Annotated in this window: 18 protein-coding genes; 10 read left to right on the forward strand and 8 right to left on the reverse strand. The window is 58.5% G+C overall.

The window, feature by feature from the left end:
- Nucleotides 1-2 precede the first annotated feature (2 nt).
- The 3 genes from clpX to SIB83_RS06965 all read left to right on the forward strand — a co-directional run bounded on the left by clpX (nucleotide 3) and on the right by SIB83_RS06965 (nucleotide 4,125).
- Nucleotides 3-1,358, forward strand: coding sequence for an ATP-dependent protease ATP-binding subunit ClpX (clpX, locus tag SIB83_RS06955; protein ID WP_413747198.1), 1,356 nt, complete (start codon nucleotides 3-5; stop codon nucleotides 1,356-1,358).
- Nucleotides 1,359-1,444: 86 nt separating this feature from the next.
- A complete protein-coding gene (locus SIB83_RS06960; protein ID WP_413404539.1) occupies nucleotides 1,445-2,149 on the forward strand; it encodes a lecithin retinol acyltransferase family protein in 705 nt (234 codons plus the stop codon).
- Between the two features lie 23 nt (nucleotides 2,150-2,172).
- Complete coding sequence (locus SIB83_RS06965) at nucleotides 2,173-4,125, forward strand: DNA polymerase III subunit gamma/tau (protein WP_413747199.1); 1,953 nt, start codon at nucleotides 2,173-2,175, stop codon at nucleotides 4,123-4,125.
- Here the strand turns inward: SIB83_RS06965 and SIB83_RS06970 are convergent.
- Nucleotides 4,122-5,471 carry a glycosyltransferase gene (locus SIB83_RS06970; RefSeq protein WP_413747200.1) on the reverse strand — a complete coding sequence of 450 codons (1,350 nt, stop codon included), beginning with the start codon at nucleotides 5,469-5,471 and terminating at the stop codon, nucleotides 4,122-4,124. The genes SIB83_RS06965 and SIB83_RS06970 overlap by 4 nt on opposite strands.
- A gap of 31 nt (nucleotides 5,472-5,502) precedes the next feature.
- Nucleotides 5,503-7,095, reverse strand: a complete 1,593-nt coding sequence (locus SIB83_RS06975; RefSeq protein ID WP_413747201.1) for a SpoIID/LytB domain-containing protein — start codon at nucleotides 7,093-7,095, stop codon at nucleotides 5,503-5,505.
- A 106-nt stretch (nucleotides 7,096-7,201) separates the two neighbouring features.
- On the opposite strand from SIB83_RS06975, the gene rpmI reads away from it, so the two are divergent.
- The 3 genes from rpmI to SIB83_RS06990 all read left to right on the forward strand — a co-directional run bounded on the left by rpmI (nucleotide 7,202) and on the right by SIB83_RS06990 (nucleotide 8,443).
- Nucleotides 7,202-7,399: a 50S ribosomal protein L35 gene (gene rpmI, locus SIB83_RS06980; RefSeq protein ID WP_066908876.1), complete on the forward strand. Its 198-nt coding sequence runs from the start codon at nucleotides 7,202-7,204 to the stop codon at nucleotides 7,397-7,399.
- 68 nt (nucleotides 7,400-7,467) lie between these two features.
- Nucleotides 7,468-7,815: a 50S ribosomal protein L20 gene (gene rplT, locus SIB83_RS06985; RefSeq protein ID WP_413404545.1), complete on the forward strand. Its 348-nt coding sequence runs from the start codon at nucleotides 7,468-7,470 to the stop codon at nucleotides 7,813-7,815.
- Nucleotides 7,816-7,849: 34 nt separating this feature from the next.
- Entirely contained in the window at nucleotides 7,850-8,443 is a 594-nt protein-coding gene (locus SIB83_RS06990; RefSeq protein WP_413747202.1) for a tetratricopeptide repeat protein, read from the forward strand.
- Here SIB83_RS06990 and SIB83_RS06995 read toward each other — a convergent pair.
- Nucleotides 8,411-9,046, reverse strand: a complete 636-nt coding sequence (locus SIB83_RS06995) for a hypothetical protein (RefSeq protein ID WP_413747203.1) — start codon at nucleotides 9,044-9,046, stop codon at nucleotides 8,411-8,413. The genes SIB83_RS06990 and SIB83_RS06995 overlap by 33 nt on opposite strands.
- On the opposite strand from SIB83_RS06995, the gene SIB83_RS07000 reads away from it, so the two are divergent.
- From SIB83_RS07000 to SIB83_RS07015, 4 genes are all read left to right on the forward strand, one after another.
- A complete protein-coding gene (locus tag SIB83_RS07000; protein ID WP_413747204.1) occupies nucleotides 9,024-9,833 on the forward strand; it encodes a thiazole synthase in 810 nt (269 codons plus the stop codon). The genes SIB83_RS06995 and SIB83_RS07000 overlap by 23 nt on opposite strands.
- A gap of 87 nt (nucleotides 9,834-9,920) precedes the next feature.
- Entirely contained in the window at nucleotides 9,921-10,088 is a 168-nt protein-coding gene (psb34, locus tag SIB83_RS07005) for a photosystem II assembly protein Psb34 (protein WP_114990452.1), read from the forward strand.
- Nucleotides 10,089-10,146: 58 nt separating this feature from the next.
- Nucleotides 10,147-11,343 carry an NAD-dependent epimerase/dehydratase family protein gene (locus tag SIB83_RS07010; protein WP_413406176.1) on the forward strand — a complete coding sequence of 399 codons (1,197 nt, stop codon included), beginning with the start codon at nucleotides 10,147-10,149 and terminating at the stop codon, nucleotides 11,341-11,343.
- A gap of 14 nt (nucleotides 11,344-11,357) precedes the next feature.
- Nucleotides 11,358-12,506, forward strand: coding sequence for a glycosyltransferase family 4 protein (locus tag SIB83_RS07015; protein WP_413747205.1), 1,149 nt, complete (start codon nucleotides 11,358-11,360; stop codon nucleotides 12,504-12,506).
- Nucleotide 12,507: 1 nt separating this feature from the next.
- On the opposite strand, the gene mrdA is transcribed toward SIB83_RS07015, so the two are convergent.
- The 5 genes from mrdA to guaA form a co-directional block, all read right to left on the reverse strand.
- Nucleotides 12,508-14,313 (reverse strand): penicillin-binding protein 2, encoded by a 1,806-nt coding sequence (mrdA, locus tag SIB83_RS07020; RefSeq protein WP_413747206.1) that lies wholly within the window; start codon nucleotides 14,311-14,313, stop codon nucleotides 12,508-12,510.
- A 5-nt stretch (nucleotides 14,314-14,318) separates the two neighbouring features.
- Nucleotides 14,319-14,699: a hypothetical protein gene (locus tag SIB83_RS07025; protein WP_413404557.1), complete on the reverse strand. Its 381-nt coding sequence runs from the start codon at nucleotides 14,697-14,699 to the stop codon at nucleotides 14,319-14,321.
- A gap of 18 nt (nucleotides 14,700-14,717) precedes the next feature.
- Complete coding sequence (locus tag SIB83_RS07030; protein ID WP_413406178.1) at nucleotides 14,718-15,329, reverse strand: hypothetical protein; 612 nt, start codon at nucleotides 15,327-15,329, stop codon at nucleotides 14,718-14,720.
- 164 nt (nucleotides 15,330-15,493) lie between these two features.
- Nucleotides 15,494-16,240: a histidine phosphatase family protein gene (locus SIB83_RS07035; protein WP_413404559.1), complete on the reverse strand. Its 747-nt coding sequence runs from the start codon at nucleotides 16,238-16,240 to the stop codon at nucleotides 15,494-15,496.
- Between the two features lie 310 nt (nucleotides 16,241-16,550).
- On the reverse strand, nucleotides 16,551-18,137 hold the full coding sequence (gene guaA / locus SIB83_RS07040) for a glutamine-hydrolyzing GMP synthase (protein ID WP_413747207.1): 1,587 nt from the start codon (nucleotides 18,135-18,137) through the stop codon (nucleotides 16,551-16,553).
- Nucleotides 18,138-18,170 lie beyond the last annotated feature (33 nt).

Consider the following 18,170-nt stretch of genomic DNA (forward strand, 5'->3'; position numbering starts at 1 on the left):
CGATGGCCAAGTTCGACGCCCATCTGAAGTGCTCCTTCTGCGGAAAGTCCCAGGAGCAAGTTCGCAAGCTGATTGCAGGCCCCGGTGTCTACATCTGCGATGAATGCATCGATCTCTGCAACGAGATCCTCGATGAGGAGCTGATTGACGCGCAAGGCGGTGACAGGCAGGGAAGTGAGCCGACGCGAAAGAGCGGCTCAAACCAGACCCGCAAGACCACAAAACCTGCCCCGACCCTCGCCTCCATTCCCAAACCACAGGAGATCAAGGGTTTCCTTGACCAGCAGGTCGTGGGACAGGACGCCGCCAAGAAAGTCATGTCGGTGGCTGTGTACAACCACTACAAGCGCCTGGCCTGGCAGGGCGATGGCAAAGGTGAGACGGAACAGACCGCCACCAGGTTGCACAAATCAAACATTCTTCTGATCGGCCCAACTGGCTGTGGCAAGACGCTGCTTGCCCAGACCCTGGCGGAGATGCTGGATGTGCCCTTCGCCGTCGCCGACGCCACCACCCTCACGGAAGCGGGCTATGTAGGTGAAGACGTGGAGAACATCCTGCTGAGACTGCTGCAGAAAGCCGACATGGATGTGGATCTGGCCCAACGGGGGATCATCTACATCGACGAAATCGACAAGATCGCCCGCAAGAGCGAAAACCCATCGATCACCAGGGATGTCTCAGGAGAAGGGGTTCAGCAGGCACTGCTCAAGATGCTGGAAGGCACCGTCGCCAATGTGCCACCGCAGGGCGGCCGCAAGCATCCGTATCAGGACTGCATCCAGATCGACACCAGCCAGATCCTGTTCATCTGTGGTGGTGCGTTCGTGGGATTGGACGATGTGGTGCAGAAACGCATGGGCCGCAACGCCATTGGCTTCGTGCCCAGCGACGGCCGCGGTCGCGGCAAGGCCACACGCGATCTTCAGGCTTCACAGGTGCTGCGTCATCTCGAGCCTGATGATCTTGTGAAGTACGGACTGATTCCCGAGTTCATCGGCCGCATGCCGGTGAGTGCCGTCCTTGATCCACTCGACGAACATGCCCTGGAATCCATCCTCACCGAACCGAGGGATGCACTGGTCAAGCAGTTCCGAACACTGTTGAGCATGGACAACGTGAAACTTGACTTCGAGGCAGGCGCCATCGAAGCCATCGCTCAGGAGGCTCATCGACGCAAGACCGGTGCCAGAGCCTTGCGCGGCATTGTTGAAGAGCTGATGCTCGATCTCATGTACGAGCTCCCCTCGCGCAAAAACGTGCCGGGCTTCACAATCACCCGCGCCATGGTGGAGGAACACACAGGCGGCAAAGTGCTGCCTCTTCCCGGCAAGGATCGCCAGCAGGAGTCAGCCTGATCGGAGCCAACCACTGCGGTTCGGAAGACCCCCACTGACTGAGAGGGAACTCCACGACAGACTCAAATGAGCCCGTCATCACGGCCATGGCCACCGCCGACCATCTGAGGGTTCCCCGTCAGCACGGTCTGTTTCTTCACCACGGCATCGATCTTGGTGATGGCACGGTCGCCCACTACCTAGAGGGTCGGGAAATCCTGCGCAGCCCCCTTGAAGAGTTCTGCCGAGGGCAGGAAGTGAGCATGGTGAGCCATGAACAGGCATCACCGGCAGGGGTGACCCTGAGAAGAGCCATGAGCAGGATTGGCGAACAGAACTACAACCTGCTGTTCAACAATTGCGAGCACTTCGCCAACTGGTGCAAAACAGGGCGGCACAGGAGCGGACAAGTGGAGGACTGGCTTCATACAGGCAGCCTCGGTGCATTGGCATTCGGCCAGCTGATGCCGGCGGCCCTGCTCACAGGGCTGGGTCTGTTGCTGCGCAAGGGAGTAATCGATGAACAGTCACGTGAACGCGCCCTGCGAGCTCTGGAACAACTGCAGAAACTGCGAATCCGTTTGATGCAGAAACTGGACAGCACCCTGGAACAGGCGGAGACCTGGATGCAGGGAATGCCTGGACAGGGGGCCGATGAGCGCGTCGACCGACGCAGCCGGCAGTTGTTGCTCACTGGCAGAAGCATCGCCGATGAACTTGCAGCCGTCGAAGACATGGAAGACAAGCTCCATGCACTGCTGGATGAGACCTCTCGGGAAGAAGACACAGTTTCAGAACCAGAACCTCGGTAGCCTCAACGTCTTGCCGGCAGTGCATGAGCCAGCCGTACCAGCCACTGCATCACAAGTACCGGCCCCAACGGCTTGATCAGCTGGTGGGACAGGAGGCGATCGCGGCGACCCTCGGCCATGCCCTGCGCAGCGGACGCATAGCACCGGCCTATCTCTTCAGCGGCCCTCGCGGAACAGGTAAAACCTCCAGCGCCCGAATCCTGGCCCGTTCACTCAACTGCCTCAGCAACAACGGACCGACGCCCGAGCCCTGCGGCAACTGCGAAGTCTGCAGCTCAATCGCCGCAGGCACAGCGCTCGATGTGATTGAAATCGATGCCGCCTCCAACACCGGCGTTGACAACATCCGCGACCTGATCGAGCGCTCGAGGTTCGCTCCGGTGCAGGCGCGCTGGAAGGTTTATGTGGTCGACGAATGTCACATGCTCTCCACCGCTGCATTCAATGCACTGCTCAAGACCCTTGAGGAACCACCTCCACAGGTGGTGTTCGTGCTGGCCACAACCGACCCGCAGAGAGTTCTGCCCACCATCCTCAGCCGCTGCCAGCGATTCGACTTCAGGCGCATCCCTCTCGATGCGCTGGAGCAACACCTGCACTGGATCGCAAAAGAGGAATCGATCCCCATCCAACCGGAAGCTCTGCATGTGGTGGCCCAGAGAGCCCAGGGCGGCTTGCGCGATGCAGAGAGCCTGCTGGATCAGCTCAGCCTGCTGCCAGGACCCATCGAAGCCGGAGCGGTATGGGATTTGCTGGGAGCAGTTCCTGAACAGGAGCTGCTGGAACTGGTGAAGGCCATGAGCACCAACGAACCGGTGATGCTGCTGGAAGCGAGCAGAAAGCTGCTGGATCGCGGCCGTGATGCGGGCTCGGTACTGCAGGGCCTGGCAGGGATTCTGCGAGATCTCGTGCTCATGGCTGCCGCACCGGACCGCCCTGAGCTGACCGGGGTGTCTCCCCAGTTCCGCGATCAACTACCTGGCCTAGCCAAATCCATTGGCCGTGCCCGATTGCTGCAATGGCAGTCACAGCTCCGAGGTGCTGAACAACAGCTGCGCCAGAGCGTTCAGCCGCGCCTCTGGCTGGAGGTGCTGCTGCTCGGTCTGCTGGCTGAACCAGCTGCCGCAACAAGCGCAGCAACCTCATCACCGGCACCAGTTCAAGCGAGTTCAGCAGCTGTTCCAACACCGGCCCCTGCACAGGCACCAGCGGTCGCTTCGGCAGCCAGCGCTGCAACAGGCGTTTCCTCAGTGACCGATGCCTCAACAGCCCAGCCAGCGGTGAGCCTTCCCGATACGTCCAACACCCACTCGCCTCCTTCACAGGAAGCCGCAGCATCCGAGCCCCCAGCAGTTGCAGCTGCAAGCACTCCTTCCCCAAGCGAAGACCTTGGAGAGCTCTGGCAACAAATCCTGGCCAGTCTGGAACTTCCCTCCACGCGCATGCTGCTGTCTCAGCAGGCCCGGCTGGTCCGGATTGACAGCCACCGCGCCGTCGTGCAGGTCTCCGGGAACTGGATGGGAATGGTGCAGAGCCGCGCAACCTTGCTGGAAAAAGCGATTGCAACGGCCATGGGAGGTAATCGTCAGCTGGTACTCGAAAACCATGGAGGCGCAGCACCCATGGCCGCCATGCCCCGCACACCTGCACCAAAAACGGCATCACCGCCTGCACCAGCTCCCAGCAGCGGCCTTCAACTGCCTCCACCCGGCCAGTCGCCTACTGAGGTAGCTGACAAAGCAGCATCTCCTGCAAGCCAATCGACCCCAACCTCTGCCCATCAACCGCCGGCTGCTGCAGCTCCCCCAATTGCCGCCAGCCAGGCAACATCCATCCAGCCTGGCACTGGAGCCGCATCGGCTCAACCAACAACGGCCACCCCGGTGCGCCCCGAACCTTCAGCCATGGATGAAAAGGTCAAGCGCTTCGCTGACTTCTTCAACGGTCAGGTTCTGGACGTGGACCTCAACAACTAGATCCCAGGCTCTGAAGCCCGAAGGGTCTCGTCCTGTCCGCTGTGTGTGGTTTTCGCCCAGACCAGTCGCTTGGGAAGAAACGCCATGCGCAGGGTGACCCAGGGAATCACGAGGAACCAGTGACTGAGATAAGCAATGCCAAGCAGAAGATTGAACAGACCGGGCGAAGGCAGATCAGGCCCTTCACTTGGGCGTCGGCAGCCTCGCCAGTAAGCAACCCCGGACATGCTGAAAGCCACGATCGAGAGCGGCCAGTAAGCCGGCATTGTGCGGCTGATCACACTCGTCAGCAAATCCGCCCACGAGACCACGGGAAGGGCGTACTGAAGCAGAAAGAAACAGGCCATGTCCCTGCGCTGCGCTGGGGTCAGACGCGCAGAAATCAATCCCGGCCAATAGTCAAGAAAGCGTTGCAAGCCTCCTTCTGCCCAACGCTGACGCTGCTTCCAGAGTGCCTGAAGCGACTCAACGGCCTCTTCCTGTACGGGTGGATCCCAGAGGATGCCAATCCGAGCTCCCTGCAGCATCAAGCGAAAACTCAGATCCAGATCGTCGGTCACGGTGTCCTCGTTGAAACCACCGCAGGCCTCCAGCAGATCCCGACGCAACAGCTCACCGTTACCGCGCAATTCCGCCACACCACCACCTGCAAGCCGTCCGTCCTGAAGCTGGGCATCAAAGGCCATCTCCATGGCCTGAGCACGGGTCAGCCAATTGCTGCTGGCATTCGTCACCGCTTTACGCATCTGCACAGCTGACCAATCACCACTGGTGGCAAAGGGCATCAGCCGTTCCAGCTGATCGGAATTCAGCTGCGCATCCGCATCAAGAATCAGCAACCATTCCCCTTGGGTCTGAGCCAGAGCGGCGTTCAGAGCACCTGACTTTCCTCCGCCGGCATTGCGAGGCCGGCTGATCACAAGTAAGGACGGAAAACGGGTCTGAAGCTCGACGAGACAGTCGGAAGTGCGGTCTTCGCTGCCATCGTCCACGACACACAAGGTCAGACGACCATCCGGGTAGCGCAACGCACTGAGTCGCTCCACCAGGCGTGTGACAACCGCTTCCTCGTCACGTGCAGCAACCACCACATCCACTGTGGGGAACACCTCCACTGACATGGACGGGGAATCATTCGATTCGCTGCCGTTGTTCTGCGTGGTCTGCTGATCAGGACCTCTCATCAGGGTGCGCAGGGCATACCCCCCGAGCAGCATCGCCAGAGTGAAGGCAGGGATCAGGCTCCGGGATGGATCCAGCCAATGGGGCATCGCACCAGCCCAGCCACAGGCGGCAAGGAAGAAGACCGTCTTGCCGCGTCGGTGATCTCCAATCCCTGCGGCCACAGCCCTCCCACCACGACGAAACAATGGGACTTTAAGGGGCCTCAGCAGCAGCGGACCCGGCAGGCACTGAGAATCGTCCCAGCTGAGTTCCCGGGTAATAGTGCTGAAGGATCCGCTGAGCACTCCAGCCTCGATCGGCCAGATCGATCGCACCTGCCTGGGACAGCCCCACTCCATGGCCGAACCCCCCGCCTTGGAAACGCCAGACACCCATGCCTTCAGCTTCAACAACAAACAACGTGCTGGGCAAGCGGCTCAGGGTGCGCCGGATGGCGTCCAGCTTCAACACCACAGGAGCTGCTCCACGATCGCGGTCGATCTCAAGAGCAAGGACCCGTCCGCTGGGCCCCCGTTTCTGCACATGCATTGATGTCGGGGCGGCATCTCCCTGGCCGGCGGCGACAAGTGCCTGAGCCAGCTGGCCTGCGGTGTAGACACGGCTCCAGCGAAAACGGGGATGGCTCGCTCCATAGGCACCACTCCCGCCATTCAGCAGAGACTGCACATCCTGGGTACCGCGCAGAGGCAGGGAAATCGACTGACCCCAAGCGGACACACCATCCGCCTGCACCTGCACATAGGGAAGCGGCTCCATCGCCCAGGCTTCCTCAGCGTGCGCACTCACCCCGCCATTGCTGGCGTGATAGACCGCATGAATCGGCAGTCCATTCCACAACAACACTTCACCGGAAGTGGCACGAATGGCCTCTCGAACTGCTGGGCTTGCCAGCCGTGGATCGCTGTACACCTGGCATTGGGTGTCACTGCAGAGGTGATATCCATCCAGCGCAAAACGATGGCTGTTGGCCAAAGCCCAGGTGCGAGCCAGCACAGCCTGAGCCTGCAGAGCCGCCGCTGGGGATCCCGCTCCGATCTCATGGGGCACAACCCCCTCGAGATAACGCTCCAGCGGAAGCTTCTCCAGCAGCGTCCAGCTGCCGTAGGCATCAGGCTGAAGACGGAAAGGACCGCGCAGCACACCACCTTTCCAGCGCATGCCATCGGGAGCATCCACCCGCAGAGAACCCTTGAGGGTGCGGCCTCCAGTGGGCCCTTCGAGCACCGGCATCACAACAGTGCTGATGCGTTCACTGACATCGCGCAGGGGGACCTCAGCCAGATCCGGCGCATCAGCAGAAGCCCAGACTTCCCAATCGCCTGGATGAGCCACCTGAGCCTTGACCCCCTGATCTCGCCAGCGCTCAGCAATCCGATCGGCAGACTCGAAACTCGCGAACGGTCCAGCAACACGCCGGGCCACATCGAGTGACTCCTGCAGTGGAACCCTGCGCCAGCTGAAACGCAACCTGTCAGATGACAGCAGAACGTTTCCGTCCTGGTCCTTGAGCTGCAAAGGGGCAGTCCCTGCGCTGACCAGGGTCACCAGAGGAGCCGACCGACCCTCAAGCGTTCCTGCGCCGAGATGATCGTCAAGAGACACCCAGAGAACGGAATTCTTCGCTGAAGGCGGCAGTGGAACCCCGCGATGTGTCGGCACAGCCAACGCGCCGGACTGAGGCGCAGGCGGATGGATCACCTGGGCCTGACAGCCAGACGCAACCCAGGCAGGAAGACAGATCCAGGGAACTGCCCTCAGCACTGCACCTGAACAGGAAAGGGGCATTGCCACGAACCGGACAGCTGAACTGAACATGAACTTGAAGAAATCGTTTGGCTGAAGGGAGGTTGAGGTTCTATGTTTGTCGTTTGTGCCACGCGCTGCCAGAGAAATGCCCAAGCTCAAGACCCGCAAAGCAGCCGCCAAGCGGTTCAAAGCAACAGGCACTGGCAAATTTCTGCGACGTCGCGCCTTCCACAATCACTTGCTGGACCACAAAAGTCCGAAATTGAAGCGTCATCTGAAAACCAAAGCCGTTGTTGACCGCACCGATGAAGAGCGTGTGGCTCTGATGATGCCTTACGCATGATCCGCGTCATGCTCATTGAGCAGTGACGGATTCGATCACATTTTTCTTACTTCAATTTTTCCAGACCCATGGCACGCGTCAAAAGAGGCAATGTCGCCCGCAAGCGTCGTAACAAGATTCTCCGCCTGGCTAAAGGCTTTCAAGGCAGCAACGGAACCCTCTTCCGCACCGCCAACCAGCGGGTGATGAAGGCCCTCTGCAATGCCTATCGCGACCGGCGCAGGCGCAAGCGCGATTTCCGCCGTCTGTGGATTGCAAGAATCAATGCAGCGGCACGCATGAACGGGGTGAGTTACAGCCGCTTGATCGGTGGTCTCAAAAAAGCCGACGTGCGTCTCAATCGCAAAATGCTGGCACAAATGGCTGTGGCAGACCCCTCCAGCTTCGCCAGTGTGGTGAATGCAACTCAGGGTTGAATAGCGTCCCTGCTCGGGATCTCATTCAGCCCTCATGAATTCCTTCCTTCCGCAGACCTACCTGCTAGGGCTGATCGGCTTGCTCGCTATTGCCGCGTTTATCGCAGGCAGGCAGCTGCTGCGCGTTCGTCGTGATGAACTAGAGCTGAGCCGTCTCGAGCAATCCGGGGCTGCATCGTCCAAGGACGCTGGTGATCTGTATGAGCTGGCCAGTGTTCAGCTGCGCAAACGTCTTTATCCCAAGGCGACAGCAACATTGCGTCAGGCTGTCAAACGCCTCGACAAGGAGCCATCTGAAGCAAGGGCATTGATCCAGAACGCTCTGGGATTTTCTCTCGCTGCTCAGAAGGATTTTTCAGGAGCTGTACGTCATTACAAGTTCGCTCTTCAAGCGAAGCCTGACTATCCGGTGGCTCTAAACAATCTCGCGTTCGCTCAGGAGCGACTGCTCAACAGAGAGGAGGCCGCGGACCTTTACCGAAAAGTGCTTGAACTTGAGCCATCGAACAAAACAGCCAAAAACCGACTCAAACGTCTTGAAAAGGCAGTAAAAAGACGAAAGTCCAGCTCATTCATCGAATCGAGAAACAACAGCTCACCAGAGAGCTCTGACGGCAGGGGCTTCTGATCCAGGGCAGCTTGGAGACAGACTGAGACTGCCACCGCGATTGGTGAGTCGTGGGGCCTGCCAGCTCGCAAGAGTCATTCCTTGCAGAGCGAGGTAATTTCCACCAGGTTCAAGGTCATTGGTGAGTTGACCGGAAAGCGGCAAGAGATCAACCTGATCAGATGAGGCATTGAGATTGCCCTGCACGGGCGTGCTGATCTCACCGATCTGCATGTTGCCTCTGAGGTCAACCATCTGTCCGATGGGCTGAACACTTGCCAGGGTGAGTTTCACATCGACGCTGTTTCCGCTTGTGAACGACATGTAACTGCCGCACCACTCCCTGGGCATCGACGTTGCGAGACTGGCAGCCCTTGCGATCGGGTCAAAACGCTGAACCGAACCTTCAAGCTGTAGTGGCTCCTCCAGGACAGAGGCATCAAGAGGTAGTGACGGTTCGAACGTCGCCGGAATCTGGATCGGCACGTTCATGTCCATAGTGATGAATATGAAGAGAACGGATGTTGTGCGCACGGTAGGTCCCGCGATCGTGGCCTGTTCAACTTCCGATCCGGTTTCCCACCAGTCCCCAGCATTTTCAATGGCGTCAACCCCGACCAGCACCGACCCACTTCTGATCGGTGGTCGGCAGTTCAACAGCAGGCTGTTCACCGGCACAGGCAAATATCCCAATCTGGAAGCGATGCAGCAAAGCCTTGTTCGCTCCGATTGCGACATGGTGACCGTGGCCGTCAGACGCGTTCAGACTTCGGCAGCTGGGCACGCCGGCCTGATGGAAGCCATTGACTGGAAAAACATCTGGATGCTGCCCAATACAGCAGGCTGTGCCAATGCCGAAGAAGCCGTACGTGTGGCCAGGCTCGGCCGTGAGCTGGCCAAGCTGGCGGGACAGGAAGACAACACCTTTGTGAAACTTGAGGTGATTCCCGACAGCCGGCACCTTCTGCCGGATCCGTTCGGAACCCTGGAAGCAGCGGAACAACTCGTACAGGAGGGGTTCACAGTGTTGCCTTACATCAATGCCGATCCGCTGCTCGCCAAACGGCTTGAAGAAGTGGGCTGCGCAACAGTGATGCCACTGGGCTCGCCGATCGGATCCGGGCAGGGGCTGCTCAACGCTTCGAACATCGGCCTGATCATTGAAAACGCTGGTGTTCCTGTGGTGGTGGATGCCGGGATCGGGGTACCCAGCGAGGCCGCCGCCGCCCTTGAAATGGGTGCCGATGCAGTTTTGGTGAACAGTGCCATTGCCCTGGCAGGCGACCCTGCAGCGATGGCTGAAGCCATGGGTCAGGCCGTTCAAGCCGGCCGCACCGCTTACCTTTCAGGCCGACTGCCGAAACGGGATCAAGCGAGTGCCAGCTCTCCAACCCTTGGTCTGGTCAAGTAAAGAGTGGTGAAGTGACATGAAGCAAGCGACATAAAAGAGGCCGTTAAGCAATTGCACCCATAAGGTCCGACCAGTCACACAAGACCCATGCAGGTCACAACCGAAGACGGTGGACGTCTGAATGCCTTCGCCAAGGAGCCCCGCATGGAGGTGATGGCCAAGGAAACCAGCCGCAGCAGTGCCTCAAGGGTGTTGATCATCAGCGGTTCCGTGCTGGTGGTGGCACTGATGGCCCTGACCGTGGCGATCAGCTGAAAACCCTGTAGTAGCTTGCACCTCATTGGCGGCTCGCACGCTTCAGCAGGAGTTTGGGGTGAAAGTTCTCGTTCTCGGTGGTGACGGCTTCTGCGGCTGGCCCTGCGCCGTGAATCTGGCGGATCAGGGCCACGATGTGGTGATCGTGGACAACCTGAGCCGCCGCAAGATTGACATCGACCTAGAGGTTGAATCACTCACACCGATTGCCAACATCGGTGATCGCCTGAAGGCCTGGGAGGAGACCGGAGGCAAACCCATGCGCTTTGTGCACATGGACATTGCTCATGAATACGACCGACTTGTTGATCTGCTCAACCAGGAAAAGCCTGAATCGGTGGTGCACTTCGCTGAACAGCGCGCAGCTCCCTATTCGATGAAAAGCAGCGCAACCAAGCGCTACACCGTCGACAACAACGTCAACGGCACCCACAATCTGCTGGCCGCCATCGTGGAGTCCGGCAAGGACATTCATGTCGTCCACCTTGGCACCATGGGCGTCTACGGGTATGGGTCACACAGAGGCGCCACCATCCCTGAGGGTTACCTGAAGGTGGAGGTCCCTCAGCCCGATGGAAGCCGCTTCGAAGAAGAGATTCTTCACCCAGCAAGCCCTGGCAGCGTCTACCACATGACCAAGACGCTGGATCAGCTGCTGTTCCTCTACTACAACAAGAATGACAAGGTCCGGATCACAGACCTCCATCAGGGGATTGTCTGGGGCACGAATACAGAGGCGACGGATCGAGACCCACGCCTGACCAACCGTTTTGACTACGACGGTGACTACGGAACGGTGCTCAACCGCTTCCTCATGCAGGCGGCCATCGGCTATCCACTCACTGTGCACGGCACAGGAGGCCAGACCCGCGCATTCATCCATATTCGCGACTCCGTGCGCTGCGTCCAGCTGGCCCTGGAGAATCCCCCAGCACAAGGTGAAAGGGTCAAGATCTTCAACCAGATGACCGAGAGCCATCAAGTGGGAGAACTGGCCCAGAAAGTGGCAGCCCTCACCGGAGCCAAGGTGAACCACCTGCCCAACCCACGCAATGAAGCCGTTGAAAACGACCTGATCGTGGACAACCGCTGTTTCATCGAGCTCGGGCTCAACCCCACAACCCTCGATGATGGTCTGTTGAAGGAGGTGGTGGAGATCGCCACGCGTTACGCCGATCGCTGTGATCGCAACCGCATCCTTTGCACCTCTGCCTGGACCAAAACCCAGGCACAAGCCATCGGCTCCGCCTCCTGAATCAGGCCCCTCCCTTGAAAATCGCCTTCTTCACAGAAACCTTCCTTCCCAAGGTCGACGGCATCGTCACCCGCCTCACCAAAACGGTGAAGCATCTTGTGGACGCCGGTGATGAAGTGATGGTGTTCTGCCCGGAGGGCTGTCCGGAGGACTACATGGGTGCCCGGCTGATCGGAGTGCCCGCGATGCCTCTTCCGCTCTATCCGGAGCTGAAACTGGCTTTACCGCGACCGGCTGTCTCCGAAGCGATCGACACCTTCCAGCCTGACCTCATCCATGTTGTCAATCCAGCAGTGCTGGGCCTCGGGGGCATCTGGCTGGCCAAGACCAAGTCCATCCCGCTGGTTGCCAGTTATCACACCCATCTTCCCAAGTACCTCGAGCACTACGGCATGGGCATGCTCGAGCCACTGCTTTGGGAACTGCTGAAAGCCGCCCACAACCAGGCCCTTCTGAATTTATGCACCTCCACGGCCATGGTTCAGGAACTCAGTGACAAGGGCATTCAGCACACGGATCTCTGGCAGCGAGGAGTGGACACCGAGCTGTTCAGTCCTGATCTGCGCAGCAATGCCATGCGTCAGCGCCTGTTGGGCGATCAAGACGACCGAGGTGCTCTGTTGCTCTATGTGGGCCGGCTTTCAGCCGAAAAGCAGATCGAGCGCATCAAACCTGTGCTCGAAGCCCTTCCCGATGCGCGACTGGCCCTGGTCGGAGATGGCCCCCATCGTCAGCAGCTGGAAAAGCATTTCGAAGACACGGCCACCACATTCGTGGGCTACCTGGCCGGTGAAGAGCTGGCAAGCGCCTACGCCAGCGGTGATGCATTCCTCTTCCCATCCAGCACGGAAACTCTTGGACTCGTTCTGCTGGAAGCGATGGCAGCAGGTTGCCCGGTGGTTGGAGCCAACCGTGGAGGGATTCCCGACATCATCACCGATGGTGTGAATGGTTGTCTGTATGAACCCGACGGCAGTGATGGAGGAGCCGCCAGCCTGATCACAGCTACGCGTCGCCTGCTCGGAAACGACATCGAACGCCAGTCGCTGCGCAGAGCCGCCCGGGATGAGGCGGAACGCTGGGGCTGGGCAGGTGCGACTGAACAGCTGCGCGGTTATTACCGCAACGTTCTACGACAGGAGCAATTGAGCGCTGCCGCCTGAATCATTGTTTGGCACGGGTGCGGTTCCAGACCTCCATCACCTTTTTCGCCATAGGCAGTGCATGCACTGACCCTCCTCCAGGGGTGTTCTGGGCAAAAGCAACAATCACGATCTTTCCCTCCGGATAGGGCGCATAGGTGGCGAACCAGGCGTGGTCCGGGCCGCCGGTGCTGTCTTCAGCAGTACCGGTCTTACCTCCTGCAGGTGGGATCCCAGGACCGTTTAATCCGGCGCCGGTGCCATCGGAGACCACTTTGCGCAAACCCTCGCGGATCTTGTTCAGCGTGGAAGGCTTGATCTCAACCTTTGTGCGCCAGGCAGGGTCAGTCCAGTCCAGCCCCTGGTCAGCCAGATGAGGTGTGACCAGCCAGCCACCGTTAGCGAACACTGAGTAGGCCCTGGCCAGTTGAAGGGGTGTGATCTGCACCACCGACTGACCGATCGAGGCACTGGCCATATCTTCCGGAATCCAGGGGGTCGTGCCGGGGTCGGCCCAGCCACGGCCAGCTGCGGCCCAGTCCTCATCACCCACCAGACCCACACTTTCCTCCCAGCCGATCTCGATGCCGGTCTTCTGTTGAAAACCAAGTGCATTCGCCGCTTTCTTGAGCGCAAGGGATCCAGAGCCAACTCCCACTTGATAGAAAAAGGTGTTGCTGGAAAAACGCAGAGCATCGGCATAGCCGATGCGACCAAAACCAGCGCCATTGTGGTCCGGGAAGCAGTGACCTCCGTAAGTGATGCAGGCGGTCGTGTTGAGTTGCGTTTCAGGAGGGTATTTGCCGGATTCCATACCAGCCATGGCCGTGACGGCCTTCCAGGTGCTGCCGGGGTCGTAAGCATTCATCGACCGGCTCAGCAGTGGTTTTTTCGGATTGGAAAACAGCGCCTCGTATTCCTTCTGAGTGGTGACCAGCTTGGAGAAGAAATTGGGATCAAAGGTGGGTTTGCTGGCCAGGGCAAGAATGGCGCCGTTACTGGGATCCATGGCGACGATCGCACCACCGGGCTTGTCAGCCAAGGCCTGCTCCGCAGCCTGCTGAAGATCCAGATCCAGAGTGAGCTTGAGATCCTTGCCGGCAACAGAAGGACGATCCCCAAGATGGCGCTGCACCTCACCCATGGCATTCACCTCCAGCATCTGCCCACCCCAGGCACCGCGCAGGTGGTTTTCATAGGCAGCCTCCACACCGATGCGTCCGATGCGGTCTCGAATTTTGTACCCCTTTTCAGCGAGGGTCTTGTATTCCTCCTCAGTGATGGGCTGGGTGTAGCCCAGGGCATGGGCTGCCAGGGTTCCGTGGGGGTAGAAGCGCAGGATGTCAACATCCACCTGGGCCCCTTTCAATCCCTGCGACTGCTCCCGAAAACGCAAAACCTGTTCAGGCTTGAGATCAGTGGCCAGATTGATGCGATAACCATCCCGCGCCTGTCCACTGCCACGACGCTGATCCAGCACGGCTGCATCGAGGCTGAGCAAGCGGGCCAGACGGTCGCGCAGGTCGGGCCAACTGGCATCGTCCACCAATCGAGGCTCAACGTAGAGGGAATAGGTCAACTTGCTGGAGGCCAGCACCCGACCTTTCCGGTCCAGCAGCCTTCCACGGGTCGGTGAGCGAGGGACAAGACGAATCCGATTCTCATCGGCCAGTTCGCGGTAACGGGCCCCTTCGAGCACCTGAAGCCAGACCAGGCGGGAAGCCATCGCCGCACTCACCAGCAGCACAAGAGCGAGAAGCACCAGTGGCTGCTGACGCAAACCGCTCTGCCGCTGACCGTCCCTATGCGAGAAACCCGAACCCGCCATCCCAGTCAACTCACCTTGTTCATCAGCGCATCCAGTCGCTGCAGACGTCCATCAATTCTTGCCAGGACCTCCTGCAGCTGCTGCGAGTCATCCTGATCTGAATCCAAAACATCCTGGGGGTCCGCAGGCTCATCAACCTCCACCTGCACTGACACCACGGGATTCCCAAGTCCAGGGCTGATCTGATCCAGGCGCTCGCGCACCTCCCGTGCCGCTGCTTCACCCTGGCGTCTCAGCTCAGCCAGAGGATCATCACCCCTGGCGACAGACTCCACGGCCTTGGCAGGACCGTCGTTGCGGACGCGATCGACGAACGCCAATCCCATCGGCAGAACCTCCTGCATCAGCGCCAGGCGCAACGAGTCGAATGGTTGGCTGTCGGCCATGGAGGCAGAACGGAAGATTCAACGAATCCCAGTCTGCTCCGAAGGCAGAACAAGTGCCGGACAAGCTGAACGAGATGCCCCCATTGACCAGCCGATCACACCCGACAACACGACAAGCGCCACGATCGGTGCCAAAGCATGGTGGGTGGTGTCCAGGGCAATCCACTCAGACCAGCCACGCCAGAAGCGGTCGCGAGCAAACCGACGCTTCTCCCTACTTTGGAGTCGAGCCCTTCTTCGGTAAGACTTCTCCACCCAGCGTTCGAAGGAACGCTTCTTGGTGATCGACATCTTGCGCTCGACCTCAAGCAGCTGCCCCGACGTGAGCTCAGGATGAAAGGTCCCGATCAGTTCCAGGCTTTTCAGGAACATCTCCACAGCACCATCCTTGATCTCCTGTTCAACGGGATCAAGAAGTGACCACTCCAGCTCTGGATAGAAACGACCACGATTGTGCTGGATCTGATCCTCATTCAGCTGTCCTGGCTCTCGCAGCCAGCGATCCGTATTGCTGTCGAAACGGCGCCAGTAAAGAAAAGGATTGATGTAAATGGTCTTGCCAGCAAGCTGGATGCTGTCCTGCTGAAGACGTCGCTGCAGTTGTTGGTCCTGCTGATGAGCAGCGGTCACATCCTTGAAGCCGGGGGCCAAGGTTATCGGTGCCGGCAACGACCCACCAGCCCCCTGAAAGGACCCATTGACACTTCAGTATCACCCCGACTTTGAGCCGCCTAAAAAGCGTTGGCTCACAAAAAGGAACCAACGCTGAACCGGTCACGATTGATGCAGCTGAATCAGAATTGGGACAGCGCTCTCCACTGAGTGGGGAGAAGTTTGGCCACCAGTTCAAATTGACCATTTCCCATCGGCTTCACCACATAGGAGACACCCATCGGATCTGGATAAATCCCGTCAGGAGGCACCACGCCCATCGTCACTCCCTGGAAAGGATCATCGTGACCAATCAGGAATGTGTTGGTTCCGGATGCCGGCTTGGCGGAAAGGAGAGGAGACACTCTTTCTGCGTATTCCTTGTACTCCTTAGGAGTGCAGTCAACACAGGGCAGGAAATTCAGGTTTGAATTTTTGGTGTATGTTCCGAACGCAAGCTGTGCGGTGTTGTAAGCACGGCAGTAGTCACTTGAAATCACATCGCCAACGGGAATTCGCGCAGCCTTGATCCCTCGACCAATCTCAACAGCCTCTTTTTTACCGTCCGGGCTGAGGCGACGCTGGGTATTGCAATCAGCGAGATTCAGGTTCGGACTGACCTGGTCACCCCAGTCCTTGTTGGTACGAGCGTGACGAACGTAGATCACATATCCACCCCTGCGAAGATCGTTGGCCAACTGGCTTGCACCAACGCGATTAATGAAATCGGTGTTTCGCTGATCTCCAGAGATCGTTGAAGCATTAATTTCGTAATCCTCAACAGCTGCTTTTGCGGAAGGTGTATCTGTGGAGATTGCTGTTGCCAGAAGACCCCCAGCGACGAGAACTGCAGAGGCCGAAACCAGGCGAATGTTTTTGAGATAATTCATTGCAAAAAGCAATTCAATTTGAACGTATCCACAGGACCCCTGCGCAGCAAGTAAAAAAAGTTACGCATAACTGCCGCTCGACAAGCATGTATCAACAATCCATTAATCGATATCTATTTGATACATTCACGAGGCGTTCGATCCACAAATGAGCACATAGATCAAATCAAACCAGTTGAATCCGAAAGTAAATGATTCGAAGCTGATCCTTCAGGTCTTCAATCCTAATGCAACCCTGTAATTCAATCGTTCAGAGCTGGGGATTGGCAAGTTTCATGCAATCAGAGAGCAGTTCTCTACAACTGCTGCCCTATTCCCACTCGATGGTGCCAGGCGGTTTACTGGTGATGTCGAGAACCACACGGTTCACACCGTTCACTTCATTCACAATCCGATTGGAAATCGTCTCCATCAGGTCATAGGGCAGACGCGACCAGTCAGCGGTCATGCCGTCCTCACTTGAGACACAGCGCAGAACGATTGGCCAGGCATAGGTGCGCTTGTCACCCATGACCCCCACCGACCGCACAGGCAACAGAACAGCGAACGCCTGCCAGATGTCGTGATAAAGACCAGCCTCCTTCACCTCTTCACGAACAATCAGGTCCGCATCACGCAGGCAATCGAGCTTCTCCGCTGTGACTTCACCAAGGATGCGAATGGCCAGACCGGGACCAGGGAAGGGGTGACGACGCACAATCTCCTCAGGAAGGCCGAGCGAGCGACCGACCTTGCGCACTTCGTCTTTGAACAGCTTGCGCAGCGGTTCCACCAGCTTGAACTGAAGATCTTTCGGCAAGCCACCCACGTTGTGGTGGCTCTTGATCTTCACAGCCACCCGCTCACCCGTCTTGGGATCGACGTTGGTTCCTGCACTCTCGATCACATCGGGATAAAGCGTGCCCTGGGCCAGGTAATCAAAAGGACCGAGGCGACGGCTCTCCTCTTCAAACACACGGATGAATTCGGTGCCGATGATCTTGCGCTTCTGCTCAGGATCCGTGACGTCCTTGAGCTTGGTCAGGAATCGTTGCCGGGCCTTGATGTACTCAACGTGAATATTGAACTTGCGGTCAAAAAAGTCCATCAGGAATTCAGGCTCGCCTTTGCGCATGAAGCCCTGATCAATGAACATGCAGGTGAGCTGATCACCAATGGCCTTCTTGAGCAGAAAGGCCAGGGTTGAGGAATCCACGCCACCTGAGAGAGCAAGCAACACCCTCTTCTCACCCACCTGCTCGCGAATCTGCGTGACAGCTTCCTCAATGAACGTCGCTGTCGTCCAGTCAGGCTCACAGCCGCAGATGTGATAGACGAAATTGCGGATCATCGCCATGCCGCAGGTGGAATGCACCACCTCGGGATGGAACTGCACCCCGTACAACTGACGCTGATGGTGAGCGACGGCCGCCTCAGGGGTGTTGGCGGTATGGGCAAGACGCACAAAGCCCTCCGGCAGAGCTTCCACCGAATCCCCATGACTCATCCACATCGTGGAGCCGTTATCCACATTGGTGAGCAGGTCCGTGGGATCGTCCACCTCCAGCGGAGCTTTGCCGTACTCAGCTTTACCGGTTGCTGCCACCACACGACCGCCCAGCTGCTGAACCATCAGCTGCATGCCATAACAGACACCGAGGACAGGAATCCCCATCGACCAGATCTGTGGATCGCAAAGAGGAGCGCCATCGGCGTACACCGAACTTGGGCCGCCGCTGAGAATGATCCCTTTAGGCGACAGTTTGCGCAGCTCCTCAACAGAGGTGCTGTATCCCAGCACCACGGAAAACACCTCGGTCTCTCGGACCCGGCGAGCAATCAGTTCGGAGTACTGGGAGCCGAAATCAAGAATGACGATGGCCGGCAGACGCTGACCTTCAATCGGAACCTGGGACATCTCGCACGAAAGCCGTGGAACGGTAGGCCGCGG

This window comes from Synechococcus sp. MIT S9507 (assembly GCF_047304715.1).
Classification (GTDB): Bacteria; Cyanobacteriota; Cyanobacteriia; order PCC-6307; family Cyanobiaceae; genus Synechococcus_C.